The 16170-nt window shown below is 66.7% G+C and carries 11 protein-coding genes; 6 read left to right on the plus strand and 5 right to left on the minus strand.

The features are described from left to right. Positions 1-53 precede the first annotated feature (53 nt). Positions 54-1289 carry a methionine adenosyltransferase gene (gene metK / locus QRN53_RS05205; RefSeq protein WP_285242949.1) on the plus strand — a complete coding sequence of 412 codons (1236 nt, stop codon included), beginning with the start codon at positions 54-56 and terminating at the stop codon, positions 1287-1289. 91 nt (positions 1290-1380) lie between these two features. After that, positions 1381-3456, plus strand: coding sequence for a primosomal protein N' (locus QRN53_RS05210; protein WP_285242950.1), 2076 nt, complete (start codon positions 1381-1383; stop codon positions 3454-3456). A 53-nt stretch (positions 3457-3509) separates the two neighbouring features. Here the strand turns inward: QRN53_RS05210 and QRN53_RS05215 are convergent, their stop codons facing one another. The 4 genes from QRN53_RS05215 to QRN53_RS05230 are packed head-to-tail and all read right to left on the minus strand — an operon-like array spanning position 3510 to position 7375. Next, on the minus strand, positions 3510-4586 hold the full coding sequence (locus QRN53_RS05215; RefSeq protein WP_285242951.1) for a glycosyltransferase family 4 protein: 1077 nt from the start codon (positions 4584-4586) through the stop codon (positions 3510-3512). Next, the gene (locus QRN53_RS05220) at positions 4583-5512 is read right to left on the minus strand and encodes an alpha/beta fold hydrolase (protein ID WP_285242952.1); all 930 of its coding nucleotides are present in this window, start codon (positions 5510-5512) and stop codon (positions 4583-4585) included. The genes QRN53_RS05215 and QRN53_RS05220 overlap by 4 nt, the downstream gene beginning before the upstream one ends. A gap of 8 nt (positions 5513-5520) precedes the next feature. Further along, positions 5521-6390, minus strand: coding sequence for an aldo/keto reductase (locus QRN53_RS05225; protein ID WP_285242953.1), 870 nt, complete (start codon positions 6388-6390; stop codon positions 5521-5523). Between the two features lie 19 nt (positions 6391-6409). Further along, positions 6410-7375 carry a sugar-binding transcriptional regulator gene (locus QRN53_RS05230; protein WP_285242954.1) on the minus strand — a complete coding sequence of 322 codons (966 nt, stop codon included), beginning with the start codon at positions 7373-7375 and terminating at the stop codon, positions 6410-6412. A gap of 127 nt (positions 7376-7502) precedes the next feature. On the opposite strand from QRN53_RS05230, the gene QRN53_RS05235 reads away from it, so the two are divergent. From QRN53_RS05235 to glpK, 3 genes are all read left to right on the plus strand, one after another. Continuing rightward, complete coding sequence (locus QRN53_RS05235) at positions 7503-9320, plus strand: glycerol-3-phosphate dehydrogenase/oxidase (RefSeq protein WP_285242955.1); 1818 nt, start codon at positions 7503-7505, stop codon at positions 9318-9320. Between the two features lie 91 nt (positions 9321-9411). Continuing rightward, complete coding sequence (locus QRN53_RS05240) at positions 9412-10161, plus strand: MIP/aquaporin family protein (RefSeq protein ID WP_285242956.1); 750 nt, start codon at positions 9412-9414, stop codon at positions 10159-10161. A 42-nt stretch (positions 10162-10203) separates the two neighbouring features. Beyond that, positions 10204-11718 (plus strand): glycerol kinase GlpK, encoded by a 1515-nt coding sequence (glpK, locus tag QRN53_RS05245; RefSeq protein ID WP_285242957.1) that lies wholly within the window; start codon positions 10204-10206, stop codon positions 11716-11718. 98 nt (positions 11719-11816) lie between these two features. Here the strand turns inward: glpK and QRN53_RS05250 are convergent, their stop codons facing one another. Continuing rightward, positions 11817-13349 (minus strand): FAD-dependent oxidoreductase, encoded by a 1533-nt coding sequence (locus QRN53_RS05250; RefSeq protein ID WP_285242958.1) that lies wholly within the window; start codon positions 13347-13349, stop codon positions 11817-11819. Positions 13350-13636: 287 nt separating this feature from the next. Between QRN53_RS05250 and leuS the strand changes: the two genes are divergently transcribed. Further along, a complete protein-coding gene (leuS, locus tag QRN53_RS05255) occupies positions 13637-16162 on the plus strand; it encodes a leucine--tRNA ligase (protein ID WP_285242959.1) in 2526 nt (841 codons plus the stop codon). The last annotated feature ends 8 nt before the right edge of the window (positions 16163-16170 follow it).

Consider the following 16170-nt stretch of genomic DNA (forward strand, 5'->3'; position numbering starts at 1 on the left):
AGCACGGGGACATCTCCCGGCTGGCAACCAACACCAACCAGTAAGGTAGTTGAGTGACTTTACCGCTGCACCTTCCCCAGACCCATGGGGCCACGCCCCCCGCGCTTCGGCTCTTCACATCCGAGTCGGTCACTGAGGGCCATCCGGACAAGATCTGCGACCAGATCAGCGACGCCATCCTGGACGCGCTGCTGGCAGCCGATCCCGAGTCACGCGTGGCCGTGGAAACCATGGCCACCACGGGCTTGGTGCACGTGGCAGGCGAAGTCACCACTGACGCCTACGTTGAGATCCCGCAGATCGTCCGCGAGACCATCCTGGGGATCGGCTATGACTCCTCGGCCAACGGCTTCGATGGCGCCCGGTGTGGCGTCTCCGTCTCCATCGGACAGCAGTCAAATGACATCGCGGGCGGTGTGTTCAACTCACTCGAGGCGCGCGAGGGCCGCCAGGAGGACGACTACGACCTCCAGGGCGCCGGCGACCAGGGCCTGATGTTCGGCTACGCCAGTGACGAGACACCCTCCTACATGCCCACCCCCATCTGGCTGGCCCACCGCCTTTCCGAACGGCTCACCGAGGTCCGCAAGACAGGGCAGCTGGCCTACCTCCGCCCGGACGGAAAGACCCAGGTGACCATCGGCTACGACAAAGACGTCCCCGTCTCTGTTGAGACAGTGGTGATCTCCAGCCAGCACGCCGAGGGCGCAAGCCTGGAGCAGCTCCGTGCAGACCTCGCCGCCGTCGTGATCGAACCCGTGCTTGCCGCCGCCAACCTGGACCTCTCGCGCGCCGCGAACATCCTCAACCCGGCAGGTGAGTTCGTCATCGGCGGACCGGTCGGGGACGCCGGGCTCACCGGCCGCAAAATCATCGTCGACACCTACGGCGGCATGGCCCGCCACGGCGGTGGCGCCTTCTCGGGCAAGGACCCGTCCAAGGTGGACCGCTCCGCTGCCTACGCCATGCGCTGGGTGGCCAAGAACGTGGTGGCTGCAGGACTGGCCAAGCGTGCCGAGATCCAGATCGCCTACGCGATCGGCCAGGCCCGGCCCGTGGGCACGTACGTGGAAACGTTCGGTACCGAGACCGTGGACCCGGAACGGATCAGTGCCGCCATAGCCGAAATCTTCGACCTGCGTCCCCGCGCCATCATCGACGCCCTGGACCTGAAGCGGCCCATCTACGCCAAGACCGCCGCGCACGGGCACTTCGGCCGCGACGATCCCGACTTCACGTGGGAACGCCTGGACCGGGTGGACGACCTGAAGGCTTTCTTCAACGCCTGACCGGTCACACGCCGGCCGCCGGGGGACCAATGTCAGTGCCCGGTGCTTGGCTGTCCCTGTCCAACCCGGTAGCTGAACGGAGGTAACCGCCATGGTTGCTCAGAGTTCAGTGCAGCCATCGTTACTGCAGGGCTTTCCATCCCGGGCACCGTCCGCCGGCGTCACCATGGCAGCACAGCTGCCGGTGGCGCGGGTCCTCGTCGAGTCCTCCCTGCCGCACCTGGACCGGCCGTTTGATTACGCCGTCCCGGCTGCCCTTGACCAGGATGCCCGGCCGGGGGTGCGGGTCAAGGTCAAGTTCAACGGCCAGGACCTCAACGGATTCATCCTCGAACGGGTGGCGGAGTCCGACGCCGGGCACACCCTGGTGCCGCTGGCAAAGGTTGTCTCACCGGTTCCGGTCCTCACGCCCGCCGTCAGCGACCTGGCCACCGCCGTTGCCGCCAGGTACGCCGGTACCGTCAGTGACGTCCTCCGCCTTGCCGTTCCACCCCGTGTCGCCAGGCTTGAAAAGGATTTTCCCGGTGGGGCCGCGGCCGCGGAAGCGGGCACCGCTCCTGCTTCCTCCGGCCCCTCAGCCTGGACAAGATACCGCACCGGGCCGGCCTTCCTGCGGCACCTGGCTGCCGGGGGAGCGCCACGCGCGGTGGTCAACCCACTCCAGGGCTATGGACCCGCAGGCTGGCCGCACCTCCTCGCCGAGGCTGCTGCCGCCGCCTTCGCCTCAGGCCGCGGCGCCCTCGTGGTGGTGCCGGATTACCGCGACCTTGACCGGCTTGAGGCGGCACTCGAGGCCCTGCTGCCTGAGGATGCCGTGGCACGGCTCACGGCAGACGACGGCCCCACGCCGCGGTACCGGAACTACCTGCGCCTGCTGGCCGGCACAGCCAAGGTGGCCATCGGCACCCGGTCTGCCGCCTTCGCGCCGGTACAGGACCTCGGCCTGGTGGCCTGCTGGGACGACGGCGACGACCTCCACATCGAGCAGCGGGCACCCTACGCGCATGCCAGGGACGTCCTGCTCCTCCGGGCGGAACAGGAAAGCGCCGCGTGCCTCCTGGCCGGACACTCGCGCAGCACGGAGGTCCAGCGGCTCGTGGAGTCCGGCTGGGCCGTCCCGGTCGTTACGGCGAGGGACACCCTCCGCGCGACCGTTCCCCGCGTCGTCAGTACCGCCGACTCCTTCGAGCAGGCGCGTGACCCGCTGGCCACCGTTGCCCGTCTTCCGCACGCGGCCTGGCAGGCCGCCAAGGAGGGCCTGGAGCGCGGACCCGTCCTGGTGCAGGTGGCCAGGGCCGGCTATGCGCCGTCCCTGGTCTGCGAAACGTGCCGCGAACCGGCGCGCTGCGTCACCTGCCAAGGGCCCCTGGCCCTTGCGGGTACGTCAGCGCTGCCCCAGTGCCGGTGGTGTTCCACCCCGGCACCGGACTGGAAGTGCTCCCACTGCGGCGGCCGGCGTCTCCGGAAAGGGTCCACCGGCGTCCTGCGGACCGCCGAGGAACTGGGCCGTGCCTTTCCCGGCAAAACCATCATCACCTCTTCGGGCGACCAAGTGAAGGCCCGGGTGGGGGAAGCAAAGGCCCTGGTGGTGGCAACGGTGGGGGCGGAGCCCGTGGCGGCCGGCGGCTATGCGGCGGCCCTGCTCCTGGACGGCGATTCACTGTTGCGGCGGGAGACCCTCCGCGCCGGCGAGGATACGGTCCGCCGCTGGCTCAACGCCGCGGCACTTGTCCGGCCTGCCCCGGACGGCGGGCTGGTGGTGGTGACGGCCTCTGACACCGCCGCCACCGGCGCCCTGCTGCGCTGGGATCCGGCCGGTTATGCCCAGCGGGAACTGGCCCTGAGGATGGAACTCCAGTTGCCCCCGGCGGTCCGGATTGCATCCGTCACCGGGCCGCGCCCCGCCGTCGAGCATTTCACGGCCGCCGTGGAGACCGGGCTCGGCAGCGCCGGAATAACGGTGCGCTCCGCAGGCCCGGCGCCGCTGGTGCTGACCGCACCGCCGTCCGGGAGGCGCTCGGCCGAGGACGTCCGCACCCTGCTGTTCTTTCCGTATGGCCAGGCCGCCGCCGTCGTCCGTGTCCTGCGGGCCACCAGGTCGGCCGCGGCCGCCAAGCGGATTGTTGAGCCGGTGCAGCTGCGCCTGGACGGCGTGGATGTCCTGTAGGTGCGCAGCACGGTGCCTCCCGCCCCTGAATTCCTGCCGGAGGCGGTGCTGGGTCAGCGCCGCCTGTTCGCCACCACTTCGTGTGCCGCATCCACCAGCTGCCTCGCCGATTCGTCCCAGCTGAATTCGGCGGCCCGTGCCACGGAACGCCGGGACATGTCCTGCCAGTGCCGTTCGTCCCGCAGCTGCGTCACGGCGCGCGCGAACTGTTCGGGGGAGCCCGGGTCCACGTACAGGGCTGCGTCGGCACCCACTTCGCGGAAGATCGGAATGTCACTGGCGATCACGGGTGTCCCGACGGCCATGGCCTCCACCAGGGGGAGCCCGTACCCCTCGGCCCTGGACAGGCTCACCAGTGCGGTGGCCCGCCGGAGGAGCCCGTCATATTGCTCGTCCGTGACGCCGTTGTGGAACACCACAGAGGCGCCCGGCGGCACCAGGGCTTCGAGTTCCGCCCGCCGTTGCGGACTGATCCGGCTCAGCAGGTGCAGGGTGTAGCCCGGCAGCCCGGACATGCCGGACACCATGGTTTCCACGTTTTTGTAGGGCATGAACGAACCCATGTAGATGATGGTCTTGTCCGCGCCATCGCCCGGCTCACGGTGGACCTGGGCCGGTTGGGGGGCGTTGGCGATGATGCGCACCGGGCGGCGGGTGAGGCGGTACTTGGCCATCAGCGCCTCGGTGGTCCGGCTGATGGTGGCCACGGTGTCGGCCCGGTTCAGCAGCAGCCGCTGGGGCCAGAACGCCTTGTGGTACAGGCGCCAGAGCAGCCTGACCGGTGCAGGCAGGAACCCCGGGGGAGCGGGGTGCTCGTAGTAGATGAGGTCGTGCAGGGTCAGGATCAGGCCATACTTCCTGCCCCAGGTGCCCATGGTTTGCATGGGGCACACCACCACATCAGCCCCGAGGCTGTTGACCTTGCGGGCCACGAACAGCTCCAGCGGTGACAGCGGACTGTTGATCAACGTGTAGGGGACATCCGGCAGGAGGGCCAGTTGCCGGACATCGGAGACCAGCATCGAGACGTCGGCGATCTTCGCCGTGGCCGCGATCAGGCTGGCCCCGTAGCGGCTGATGCCGTCATGGTGGTCCGTGCGGGTAAAGCGGGCATCGATGACAATCTTCACGCGGGATGATCCTTCAGGAAGCTGCGGATATAGCGGGCGGCGGGCTCCGGGGTTTCGTAGTGGATCAAGTGTCCGACGCCGGGAATCACCTTCAGCTCCGCGTCCGGCAGGAGTGCCAGGAGGCGATGCTGGCTGGGAAGCGTGGCGATTTCGTCCCGTTCACCGGCCACCAGGAGCACGGGGAGGTCCAACTGGCCGGCCACCTGGGCCACGTGGTTGCTGACCGATGCCGTGAAGGACTCCAGCAGGCTGTCGCGGTCGGCGAAGGAACTGAAGTATGCATGGTGCTGGCCGTGGATGAACGCCCGCAGTTCCTTGTCACGTGTCTTTGCCATGGTCTCGCTCATGACGCGCACTATCAGCCGGTTGCGGAGTAGGGCCAGCCCCGGCTTGCGGGGGAGCTTTGCCGCCAGCCGGTAGTACAGGACGGCCAGCCGCGTCATAACACCTTTGGGGCCCTCCAGGGCCGGGGCGGCGATGGGGTTGATGAGGATCAGGGGGCGGACTGTGCCGGGGTGGGCGGCCACAAAGTGCGCTGCCACGATCGAGCCGAAAGAGTGGCCCAGCAGCACGGTGTCCGGTCCCAGCCCCTGGGCGGCCATGAAGTCGCTGATGAATTGCCCGTAGCGCTCCACCGAATGCTCGTCCCGCGCGAACGCGTCCGAGCTGCCGAAACCCGGCAGGTCCGGCATGATGATGCGCATGTCCGGGAGTTGGTCCGCGACACGCAGGAGCCCGTGGTGGTCACCCCGGAAACCGTGGATCACCAGGATGGTGCGGGTTTCCGGTGTTTCCTCCAGCGGCTCATAGGTCCAGAACGCCACCCTGCCGCCGTCGAGGGTTACGGTGCCGGCGGAGGTCCGTCCTGACAGTTCGGCGCTCAGGTATGCGGGCGCGGGGGAAGGCCCCGGGTTCACGGTATCCATGCCCGCGCCTAGTTGACGTTGTCCGGGTGTGAACCGGTCCGCTGCCCGCGGTCCAGCGCCTTGATCGCAGCCAGGTCCCGTTCGGAAAGGTCGAAACCGAAGACGTCCAGGTTTTCCCGGATGCGGGCCTCGGAACTTGCCTTGGGAATGGCAATGTTGCCCAGCTGCATGTCCCAGCGAAGGATTACCTGCGCCGGTGTCCTGCCATGCTCGGCGGCGCAGGCTTCGATCACCGGATCGGCGAGCACCTGTCCGCGGCCCAGCGGGCTCCACGCTTCCGTGCGGATCCCCAGTTCCGCATGCTTGCTGCGCAGTTCCTCCTGCTGCAGCCAGGGGTGCAGCTCAATCTGGTTGACGGCGGGAACCACCTCGGCGCTTTGCAGGAGCCGGTCAAGGTGGGCGGGCTGGAAGTTGCTGACGCCGATGGCACGGACGCGGCCCTCACGGTAGAGAGTCTCCAGCGCGCGGTACGTTTCCGGAAACAGCCCCCGGCGCGGGCAGGGCCAGTGGATCAGGTACATGTCAACGTAGTCCAGGCCCAGGTTGACCATGGAGTCGTCGAAGGCCTGCAGCGTTGCGTCGTAGCCGTGATGGTCGTTCCACACCTTGGTGGTGATGAAGATGTCTTCCCGGGTCAATGAGGGGGACAGCTCGCCGGAGCCGCCGCTGCCGGAGCCGTCGCCCAGCTGGGAACTGATGCCGCGCGCAACGCCGGTCTCGTTCCCGTACATGGCGGCGGTGTCGAAGCGGCGGTAGCCGGCGGCGAGGGCCGTGGCCACCAGGCCTTCGGCGTCCGCCGCCGGCACCTTGTACAGCCCAAAGCCAAGCTGGTCGATCAGCACGCCGTTGTTCAGGCTGAGCCGGGGTGAGGTTCTCATGGAAACGACTCTACCCACTTCAACTGGTCAGGCCCTCGTAATCGACCAGGCGGCGGGCGGTGGCTTCGTCCAGGATCAGGTCCGTGGCCAGCCTGGCGGCGAGGGCCCCGCGCAGGCCGTTGATCTTGGAGACACCTGAGACCACGCAGATCCTGCGGCGCACCTGGCGTAGTTGGGCAAGTGCCGGGCCTGTGGAGCGTTCGTTCAGGACGATCCCGTCCGAGGACCCGTCCGCCCGGAAGAACACGGTGGCAACATCGCCCACCACGTCCGAGTTGGCCAACGCGTTCAGGTCTTCCTCGTCGAGGTATCCGCCGGCGTAGACATGGCTGGGATAGTCGGCGTGGACCGAACCGACGCCGAAGATGGCGATGCTCATCTTGGCCTGGAGTTCCAGGACGCGCTGGACGCTGCGTTCATTCCACATGGCTGTCTTGGTGGCGGCATGGTCGAAGAAGGCCGGGACGGGAAACTGCTCTACCCGTGCGCCGTAGGCGCTGCCGAACCTGCGCATGATGTCACTGGCGTACGTAATGCCCGTAGTGTGCATGTTTCCCGCGCCGTTGAGCTGGACTATGACGCTGTCGTGCGTGATCTTCCGGGTGAGGTGACGGCTGACCGCGCTGAGGGTGGACCCCCAGGCAACGCCGATGATGGCGTTGGAGTCCACCAGGGGGCCGATGGTGCGTGCGGCCTGCATGGCCACACGGTCCAGGGTCTCGGCCTCGTTGAGCGTCCCAAGGATCGGGACCACGTGTACGTCCAGGTTGTAGCGGCGGCGGATCATGCCTTCCAGTTCAGGTCCGGTATCGAGCGGGTTGCGGATCTGGATCTGGACCAGTCCCGATTCCCTGGCGGCGGACAGGAGGCGTGAAACGGTGGACCGGGACGTGCGCAGATCGCGTGCGATCGCGTCCATGGTGAGGTCCTGCAGATAGTACATTTGTGCAGCTCGGAGGGCATCTGCGTCCTTTGAAAGTGTCATCTCATTTCCCTCCTGCACGTTTGTGCATAGTGCTTGACTCCATTTTCCATATCTCCAAAGAATAGAGCAGAACGGCGGCGCGCCACTGTGGCGGCCGCATCACTCAAAGCCCCCAAAGGAGTTTGTTTTGGGACCCAACGAACCAACTGTCCAAACGTCTGCCGTTGCCCCCCGGGCCGCAGCCGAACGTTCATCGGTGCACAGCCTCCGGCGGCGGCCGCACGCCAAAGTGCTGGTGGTGGGTGGCGGCATCAACGGCGTCGGCACCTTCCGTGACCTGGCACTGCAGGGCGTCGACGTCGCGCTCGTGGAACGCGGCGACTACTGCCAGGGGGCCAGCGGCGCATCATCGCACATGATTCACGGCGGCATTCGCTACCTCGAAAACGGCGAGTTCCGCCTGGTCCGTGAGTCTGTGGTGGAACGCAACCGGCTGCTGAAGATCGCGCCGCACTACGTCAAGCCGCTGCAAACCACCATCCCCATCTTCAGCACGTTCTCCGGCATCCTGTCCGCCCCCCTGCGCTTCCTGACCCACAAGCAGCAGGGAAAGCCAAAGGAGCGCGGTGCATTCCTCATCAAGGCCGGACTGAGCCTCTACGACTCCTTTTCCCGTGATGGCGGCACCGTGCCGCGGCACCAGTTCCGGACCCACAAGGCCGCCCTCGCAGAACTGCCGGCCCTCCGCCCGGACGTCAAATACACGGCCACCTACTTCGATGCCTCCGTGCACAACCCGGAGCGCCTCACCCTCGACGTCCTGCAGGACGGCGAGAAAGCCGGCCGCCCCGCCGGGACGGAGCAGGCCCAGGGCAACACGGCCCGCGCCAGCAACTACGTCTCCCTGCAGTCCATGTCTCCGGCGCCCAACCCGGGGACCGGACGGGGCAGCACGGTCCGGCTTCGCGACGAACTCACCGGCGAAGAATTCGATTTCACGGCGGACGTCATCGTGAACACCACCGGCGCGTGGGTGGACCTCACCAACGGGGCCATGGGTGCTGCGTCCTCCTTTATGGGCGGCACCAAAGGCTCGCACATTGTGCTGGACCACCCGGGCCTCCTTGCCGCGTGCCGCGGCCGGGAAATCTTCTTCGAGCACACCGACGGCCGGATTGTCCTGATCTACCCGATGGGTGACCGGGTCCTGGTGGGCACCACGGACGTCGACGCCGACATGACCGAGGACGCCATCTGCACCGATGAGGAGATCGCGTACTTCTTCGACCTGATCGGGCACGTTTTCCCGTCGATCGACGTGACACCGGACCACATCGTCTACACCTTCTCCGGAGTCCGCCCGCTGCCAAGCCATGACGCCACCCAGCCCGGCTTCGTCTCCCGCGACTACCGCATCGAACGCCGCACCTCCGGACCCGACGCAAGCTCCGCCGTCGTCCTGAGCCTGGTGGGCGGCAAATGGACAACGTTCCGCGCCCTCGCAGAGCACCTCGCCAACGACGTCTTGGCCGAACTCGGAATGCAGCGCAAGGTTTCCACCGCGCAGCTGCCCATTGGCGGCGGCGCCGGTTTCCCCGCTGACGAGAACGGCGTCCAGCAGTGGATCAAGGCGCACATGTCCGCCGGCCGGGACGCGGACCGCACTGCGGGCCTGCTGACCCGCTACGGAACGCGGGCCGAAGAAGTGATCGGGTACCTCGATGCCGCGCCTGACCAGTCGCTGCGTTCAACCCGTGAGCTCAGCGTCCGGGAACTGGAATTCATGGCGGCACACGAACAAGTGGGCCACCTGGTGGATGTCCTGATCCGGCGCACCTCCCTGGCTTTCCGGGGACTCGTCACCGGCGAGCTGCTCAACGAGGTAGCCGAGGTGCTGTCCGGGCCGCTCAAGTGGGACGCGGCAACGCGGACCGCGGAGATCAAGCACGCCCAGGACGTGCTGCAGCGTTTCCACCGGGTGGAAACGCACAGCCTGGTCTCCTGAGGCCAGGCGGCCGGCCGGGGTGCGCCAGCGCCCCGGCTTGACGGTCTTTCATCCGAAGAGGACGTTCAACTAAACAAAGAAGGAGTCAAAGATGTCTCTAGGAATAGTCTTCCTGTCCGAAGTCTTTGGCACGGGCATGCTGACCCTGTTGGGTTGCGGCGTCGTTGCCAACGTGGCTTTGCGGGGAACAAAAGGCAACAACGGCGGCTTTCTGATGGTCACATGGGGGTGGGGAATCGCCGTCTTCTCTGGCGTCTTCGTCGCCGCCAAGTCCGGTGCCCACTTGAATCCGGCCGTTACCTTGGGCCTGCTGATGAACGGCAAGGCCGAGTACGCACCGGGGGTGGCTGTTGATTTCGGCTCCACCCTGACCTATCTCGGAGGCGAGATGGTGGGCGCCTTCCTCGGTGCCGTGGTTTGTTGGCTGGCCTACAAGCAGCATTTTGATGACGAGCCCGAGCCTGCCGGCAAGCTGGGTACGTTTTCCACCGGCCCTGCGATCCGGTCCACCCCGTGGAACCTGATCACCGAGATCATCGGTACGTTCGTCCTGGTCTTCGTGATCCTGACCCTGGGCGGTACCCCCTCGGGCCTTGGCCCGCTCGCCGTGGCGCTGCTCGTGGTCGGCATCGGTGTTTCCCTTGGCGGCCCCACCGGCTACGCCATCAACCCGGCCCGTGACCTGGGCCCCCGCATTGCCCACGCACTGCTTCCCATCAAGGGCAAGGGCTCCAGTGACTGGAGCTACGCCTGGATCCCGGTGGTTGGGCCGCTCGTCGGCGGCGCCTTGGCCGGAATCGTTGCAAGGATCGTTCCGATCGTAATCACTGCCGCCTCCTAAGCTCCCGGTTAACAGTTCGAACAACAAGACAAGGACGTCATCATGAACCAGTACGTAATCGCCATCGACCAGGGCACCACCAGCACCCGGGCCATCATCTTCGACCACAGCGGCGCGATTGTTTCCTCCGGCCAGATGGAACACGAACAAATCTTCCCGCAGGCCGGCTGGGTGGAACACGACGCTACGGAAATCTGGAACAACACCCGCGAGGTCATTGGTTCAGCGCTCTCCAAGGCGAACCTGACACGGCACGATATTGCCGCCGTCGGCATCACCAACCAGCGCGAAACCGCTGTGGTGTGGGACAAGACCACCGGCAAACCGGTCTACAACGCCATCGTGTGGCAGGACACCCGGACCCAGGACATCGTTGACGAGTTGTCCAAGGACGGCGGCGGGGACCGTTTCAAGCAGAAGGTGGGGCTGCCGCTGGCAACCTACTTCTCCGGGACCAAGATCAAATGGATCCTGGACAACGTGGACGGCGCCCGCGAGAAAGCCGAGGCCGGGGACTTGGTGTTCGGCAACACGGACGCCTGGGTTCTCTGGAACCTGACAGGCGGCGTGGACGGCGGCGTCCACGTCACCGATGTCACCAACGCCTCGCGGACGCTGTTCATGGACCTGGAGACACTCCAGTGGGATGAAGAAATCCTGGGTATCTTCGGCGTGCCGCGTACCATGATGCCGGAAATCAAGTCCTCCTCCGAGGTGTACGGCGAGGTCCACGGATCCCAGCTGCTCCGCGAGACGCCGGTGGCAGGCATCCTGGGCGACCAGCAGGCCGCCACGTTCGGACAGGCCGCGTTCGATACCGGCGAAGCCAAGAACACCTACGGCACCGGCTGCTTCCTGATCTTCAACACCGGAGAGGAAATCGTCCACTCCAAGAACGGGCTCCTCACCACCGTTGGCTACAAGCTCGGCGACGCCAAGCCGCACTACGCGCTGGAAGGATCCATCGCCGTTACGGGCTCGCTCATCCAGTGGCTGAGGGACAACCTGGGCATGATCAGCAGTGCACCGGAGGTGGAGACCCTGGCCGCGGCCGTGAAGGACAACGGCGGCGTGTACATCGTTCCGGCATTTTCGGGCCTCTTCGCTCCCTACTGGCGCTCGGACGCTCGCGGTGCGATCGTCGGCCTGACCCGCTTCGTCAACAAGAACCACATCGCCAGGGCGGCCCTGGAGGCTACCGCCTTCCAGACCCGCGAGGTGCTTGACGCCGTCAATGCGGACTCCGGCGTCCCGCTGAGTGAGCTGAAGGTCGACGGCGGCATGGTTGCCAACGATGCCCTCATGCAGTTCCAGGCGGACATCCTGGGCGTTCCGGTGATCCGGCCCAAGGTCGTGGAAACCACCGCGCTCGGCGCCGCCTACGCGGCCGGCCTCGCCGTCGGCTTCTGGAAGGACCTGGGCGAACTGTCCGCCAACTGGTCCGAGGACAAGCGCTGGGAGCCGCAGATGGACAAGGCGGAGCAGGAGCGCCAGCTGCGCCTCTGGAAGAAGGCCGTCACCAAGTCCATGGACTGGGTGGACGAGGACGTGCGGTAGCGTTCGTTGACCCAAAGGGCCGTCCCGCAGCTGTCTGGCGGGGCGGCCCTTTCCGGTCGGATGCCGGGAGCAATAGGTGACGGCGCAGGGGGGCGATGTCAGGGTGCGGGGTGCGGCGGCAAGTCCTCGGTGGCCGGTCCCTGTATGACCTTGCCGTCCACGGTGAACCGCGAACCGTGGCAGGGGCAGTCCCAGGTGCGGTCCTCCCGGTTGAAGCCGACAGTGCAGCCCAGATGCGTGCAGATCGCTGACACGGCGTGGATGTCACCAGCCTGGTCCCGATAGCAGGCCATGCTGGTCCCGGCGGCATCAATCACTTTGCCGTCCCCCAGGGCAAGGTCCGCCATCTGCCGTGCGACGTCGTCCGGGCTGTTCTCCAGCCCGTCCGGGGTGCTGTCCGCCGTCGTGTGACCTGCCGCTGCCGGCCCGGGCAGCAACGGTGCGCGGTTGCTGTCAAACAGCGGTGCCCATTCGTTTGGGGTGCCATTTAGCAGGTCCGTGAGCATCAGGGCGGCGGCCGTACCGTTCGTCAGCCCCCATTTGCGCAGGGCTGTGATTACGAAGGCATGCCGGTTGTCCGGATTCAACGGCCCGACGTAGGGCAACCCGTCGCTGGGCATGGCGTCCTGGGTGGACCAGCGGTACGCAACGGGTCCGGCCCCGAAGCGGCTGTGGGCATAGGCCGCGAGGCTCGCAAACCGCGGCGCAGGATCGACGTGTTCGGCTGCGGGGTGGCCCCCGCCGCCGGTCAGCAGGTACGTCACCCCGTTGAGCTGGGCCGTAAGCAACGACCGCATGGGCTCATCGGCGCTGATAAACGTAGCGTCCAGGGGAGGGGCGTCCAGCGCTGCGGCAACGATGTAGGAGCGGTGCGGCGGGCATAATGCCCCCAACCTGCCATGGTCTCCGAAGGGGACATTCGTGGCCACAATCGCTTCGGCTGCCAGCACTGTGCCGTTCCCGGCCGCGACTCTCACGCTTGGGCCGTCCTGCAGGCCCACCGCCCGCGTCCCTTCGAAGACGAAACTGCCGCCTCCGTCCACTCTGGCGGCGATCCCCTGGAGGTACTGTACGGCGTGAATTTGCGCCTGGTCGTCGAACCGGACGGCGCCCGCCACCGGGAAGGGCAGCGGTACATCGGCCGTGAATGCGGCGGGAAGGCCGAGCCTGGTGGCCAGTTCCGCTTCGGCGCGCACCTGCGGGAGGGCGTCCTCACTTCCGGCGAAGGTGTAGTTGGCTACCCGGCGGAATCCGCAGGAGATGTCCTCCGCCGCCACCACGCGGGCTACGTGTTCCACGGCAGCCTGGTTCGCCTTCCCGTAGATCCCTGCGGCGTCTGCGCCGTGACTGCGTTCCAATGCCGTGTAGGCCAGGCGGTGAAGGGACGTCACCTTGCCGGTGGTGTGGCCAGTGACGCCGGTTCCGACCCGGCCGGCTTCGAGGACAGCCACCGAGCGGCCCGAGCGTTTCAGGGCCAGCGCCGCGGTGAGCCCGGCGATGCCTCCGCCTATGACTGCCACGTCCACTTCCACGGTGCCCTGAAGTTGCGGGAAATCGGTGGCGCCAGCGGTTGCCAGCCACAGAGAGAGGGGCTTTCCTTCGGCCGGGCCGGCGGTGGTTGCCTCTGACATGGTGTGCCGCCTCCCAACGTTTTGGGTTGATCATGCGCGCCTGCCCCGGGTAAAGCAACGGGCCAAAGGCCCTTCTGAGGCAGGCAACCTGCCGGTGCGCTAAAGTAGATCCATGCGTGCGATCCTTCTGCTTAGTTAGCCGCCGGCTTCCGGACATCGGACAGTTGAGCGGCAGCCCCTCCATGGAGAGGGGCTTTTGTGTGTCCGGGGCATGGCGCCGGGCCGCCAGCAGGGGATCAGGCCGTTATGGCAGCACAGATGCCGTAACAGAACAGAAGAGGGCAGCAGTGGGCGTTCAGCCGGAGACAGAGACCGGAACAGCAACAGCAGTATCGACGGAGCCTGAAGAGGGCACCTACAGTTTCACCGCCATGGAGGCCAAGTGGCCCCAGGTGTGGGAAGACCTCAAGGTCTTCACCCCGGTGGACGACGGGTCCCGGGAGCGCCGCTATGTACTCGACATGTTCCCGTACCCCTCCGGCGACCTGCACATGGGACACGCCGAAGCGTTCGCCATGGGCGACGTCGTGGCCCGCTACCTCCGCCAGAAGGGCTTCGACGTCCTGCACCCGATCGGGTGGGACTCCTTTGGCCTGCCGGCAGAGAACGCCGCCATCAAGCGCAACGCCCACCCCAGTGAGTGGACCTACGCCAACATCGACACCCAGGCGGCCTCGTTCAAGCGGTACGCGATCTCCGCTGACTGGTCCCGGCGGCTGCACACCTCCGACCCCGGGTACTACCGCTGGACCCAGTGGCTGTTCAAGCGTTTCTACGAGCGCGGCCTGGCCTACCGCAAGAACTCACCGGTCAACTGGTGCCCCAAGGACCAGACCGTCCTGGCCAACGAACAGGTGGTCAACGGTGCCTGCGAGCGCTGCGGCACCACGGTGACCAAGAAGTCCCTGAACCAGTGGTACTTCAAGATCACTGACTACGCCGACCGGCTCCTGGACGACATGGACGAACTGCGCGGACACTGGCCCGAGCGCGTGCTGGCCATGCAGAAGAACTGGATCGGCCGGTCCGAGGGTGCGCACGTCAACTTCGTGATTGAGGCCGACGGCGGCAAGCCCGCCAGGGAGGTCACGGTCTTCACCACCCGTCCGGACACGCTGTACGGGGCAACGTTCTTCGTGGTGGCCGCGGACGCGCCGCTCGCCGTCGAACTCGTCACTGATGAGCACGCCGCCGCCCTGGACGACTACCGGGAGAAGGTCAAGGCGCTCTCGGAAATCGAACGCCAGTCCACCGAACGCGAGAAGACCGGCGTCTTCACCGGCCGGTACGCCATCAACCCGCTCAACGGCGAGAAACTCCCGGTCTGGGCCGCGGACTACGTCCTGGCCGACTACGGCACCGGCGCCATCATGGCTGTCCCCGCACACGACCAGCGCGACCTGGATTTCGCCAAGACCTTCGACCTTCCCGTCCGGGCGGTCCTGGACACCGGCGAAGAGGATCCGGCCATGTCCGGCACGGCGACTGCCGGTGAGGGCACGCTGATCAATTCCGGCGCCCTGGACGGCCTGCCCAAGGCCGAGGCCATCCCGGCCGCGATCAAGATCCTCGAGGAACAGGGCACCGGCGAGAAGTTCGTCAATTTCCGGCTCCGCGACTGGCTGCTGAGCCGCCAGCGGTTCTGGGGCGCCCCCATCCCGATCATCCACTGCCCGTCCTGCGGGGAAGTGCCTGTTCCGGACGACCAGCTGCCGGTCACCCTGCCGGATGACCTCCGTGGCGAGGACCTGGCTCCGAAAGGTACCTCCCCGCTGGCCGCCGCCGAGGCCTGGGTTAACGTGGAATGCCCCTCCTGCCACGGCCCGGCAAAGCGCGACACGGACACCATGGACACCTTCGTGGACTCCTCCTGGTACTTCCTGCGGTTCGTCTCGCCCGACTACACCGAAGGCCCGTTCGATCCGGCCAAAATCAACGACTGGATGCCCGTAGGCCAGTACGTCGGCGGCGTGGAGCACGCCATCCTGCACCTGCTCTACGCCCGCTTCTTCACCAAGGTCATCCACGACATGGGCATGATCGAGGCCGACGAGCCCTTCCGGGCACTGCTCAACCAGGGGCAGGTGCTCAACGGCGGCAAGGCCATGAGCAAGTCCCTGGGCAACGGCGTGGACCTTGGCGAGCAGCTGGACAAGTACGGCGTCGACGCCGTCCGGCTGACCATGATCTTCGCCTCGCCGCCGGAAGACGACGTGGACTGGGCTGACGTGTCGCCGTCAGGGTCGGCCAAATTCCTGGCCCGCGCCTGGCGCCTGGCCCAGGATGTCACCAGCAGCCCCGGCGTGGACGCTGCAGCCGGCGACCGCGCCCTGCGTTCGGTAACACACCGCACCATCGCCGACGCCGCCGAACTGCTGGACGCCAACAAGTTCAATGTGGTGGTTGCCAAGCTGATGGAACTGGTCAACGCCACCCGCAAGGCCATCGACTCCGGGGCAGGCGCATCCGATCCTGCAGTCCGTGAAGCAGTCGAAGCCGTAGCCGTGATCCTGAGCCTGTTCGCGCCGTACACTGCCGAGGACATGTGGAACCTGCTGGGCCACCCGGCGTCCGTGGCCAACGCAGGCTGGCCGGCACACGATCCTGCCCTCCTGGTCCAGGACACCGTCACCGCAGTCGTCCAGGTACAAGGCAAGGTCCGCGACCGCCTGGAGGTTTCCCCGGACGTTTCCGAGGACCAGCTGCGTGAACTGGCGCTGGCGTCCGACAATGTCCAGCGTGCCCTGGACGGCCGCGGCATCAGGACTGTGATCGTCCGTGCGCCTAAGCTGGTCAACATCGTTCCGGCCTGACCGCTGCA

This window comes from Pseudarthrobacter sp. fls2-241-R2A-127 (assembly GCF_030209355.1).
In the GTDB taxonomy this organism is placed as follows: Bacteria; Actinomycetota; Actinomycetes; order Actinomycetales; family Micrococcaceae; genus Arthrobacter.